At 40.2% G+C, this 2,267-nt stretch carries 2 protein-coding genes; both read left to right on the top strand.

All coding sequences use genetic code 11. The features are described 5' to 3' along the window. Positions 1-1,155 (top strand): hypothetical protein (locus tag GB932_RS22615; protein WP_197517475.1); only part of this gene is annotated, 1,155 nt, incomplete at its 5' end. Between the two features lie 54 nt (positions 1,156-1,209). Beyond that, positions 1,210-2,267 (top strand): OmpA family protein (locus GB932_RS22610; protein ID WP_156761127.1); only part of this gene is annotated, 1,058 nt, incomplete at its 3' end.

The raw sequence follows: 2,267 nt of genomic DNA, 5'->3' as shown, positions 1-2,267 counted from the left end.
ATTATTGAAAGATTTTATTTAAAACATAAAACATATTGTATGAAATTAGGTTTATTATTATTGGCTACATCATTGCCAATTGCAGCTTTCGCACAGAACAGCGGCACAACAGTAAACTCTTCCACAGAGTACCCTAATACATTCTCCTCAGGTTCCGCTAATGTAAAACCCTTTGACAACAAATCCAGACGTTTCAGAGACTGGTCTATTTCTGTTGGAGGAGGTCCTGCATTTATGGTACACTCCGATTTAAAATCTATCCGCAAGGATAAGACTAATTGGGGTTACAATGCGTACATAAGCGTAGACAAACAAATTACACATGCATTCGGGCTAAGCCTAATGTATATGAGAGGAGAAACGAAACAGACAGCCCAGCTTCCCGGTGCTGCAGGTGTAAAATCAGGAATAGCTACTGCTACAACACAATTTGACAACATCTCTTTATTAGGTGACATCAACTTCTCGAACTTATTCAGAAGAGTAGATAACCACTCTCCATACAGATGGGCTTTCCACGGATATATGGGTATCGGACTTCAGGGATTCAGAACATCATTGCATGATAACGACGAATTCAGATGGAGCAATACTCCAAGAAGAACTCCTTTATTCATTAAACAGGACATTGATATCAACTCTATCTTCTATCAGGGAGGTGTGGGAATAAAGTACAATGTTTCAAAACTTATTGACGTTGAGGCAAGAACCATGTACATTATCAGTGGTGATGATGAATTCGATGGCGGCGGATGGGCAGATCCTAATGATTATGATCCTTCCACTCCAGGTTCAAAATACAACATGTTAAATTCCAGAAGATCTGATAACGCCTGGACAGTAAGTTTAGGAGTATCTTTCAAACTAGGAAAACACGAATCTCACCTTGCATGGCATGATCCGCTTCAGGAAGCATACTACAGAACCAGCGTTCTTGAAAACGCAAGTTCTGACCTTGTTGTTTGCGAAAAAGGAGATGCAGACAATGATGGAGTATGTGATGACTGGGACAGACAGCTTGACACTCCTGCAGGTGCGAGAGTAGACGGTGCCGGAGTTGCTTTGGACATGGATCTGGATGGCGTTATTGACCTTTACGACAAGTGTGTAACCGTACCAGGACCTGTTGAAAACAATGGATGTCCTGTTAAATAATTAAAACAAACTTAAACTTCTTTTTTAATAAAAGAAATCAAATAATAATACACGATGAAATTAAGTTTAGCAATTGTTGCATTAGCTTTGGCAATTCCTTCTGCTACTTATGCACAAGACTCAACTGCAGATTCAAATGGAAAATATCCTAATACATTTTCTTCAGGATCTGCCAATGTTACCCCATTTACCAACCAGTCTAAAAGATTTAATGATTGGTCTATTTCTGTAGGAGCAGGTGTTCCCCTTCTTCAGTCAGCAGATTTGACTTCCATTAAAAATGGTAACGGTAAAAACCTTTTTGGGTATTCAGCCTATGTAAGTATTGATAAAGCGATTACCCATGCTTTTGGGATCAATTTACAATATGACAGAGGTGAAACCAGACAAGGATGGTTCAATACTAAAAATGCAGCACCTGATGCATCAGCAGTAGGAGCAAGAACTCAGTATGACGCAATCTCTCTCTTAGGAGACATTAACTTCTCAAACCTGTTAAGAAGAGTGGACAACCACTCCCCTTACAGATGGGCCCTTCATGGATATGCTGGTATTGGTACTATTGCCTACAGAGCATACCAGAAAGACGGAAGTAACAAACAGACATTAATGACTGAAATCAAACCTTTCCAATTAGGTTCTCTGTTCTTCCAGGCTGGTACAGGTGTGAAGTTCAAAGTAAACAGAAGAATAGACATTGAAGGTAGATTAATGTATGTGGTAACAGGTGATGATGAATTTGACGGAGGCGGTGATGCTTACAGCGCTATCAACAAGCGTTCTGAGCAGGTTTCTGACAACTTCTTCAATGCGACATTAGGTCTTTCTTTCAAATTAGGAAAGCATGAATCTCACGTTATGTGGCATGATCCACTTCAGGAAATCTATTACAAACTGGATGTATTGGCTAATAAAAACCAGGATATCGAAGTATGTAAAAAAGGTGATGCTGATAACGACGGGGTATGTGACGATTGGGACAGACAGCTTGATACTCCTGCAGGAGCAAGAGTGGATGGTGCCGGAGTTGCGCTTGATACAGACTTAGACGGTGTAATTGACCTTTACGATAAGTGTGTAACAGTTCCAGGACCTGTTGAAAACAACGGATG

This window comes from Microbacterium karelineae (assembly GCF_009745985.1).
In the GTDB taxonomy this organism is placed as follows: domain Bacteria; phylum Actinomycetota; class Actinomycetes; order Actinomycetales; family Microbacteriaceae; genus Microbacterium; species Microbacterium karelineae.
Note: the sequence above shows the minus strand (reverse complement) of the source record. Positions and strands in the feature narration are given on the sequence as shown.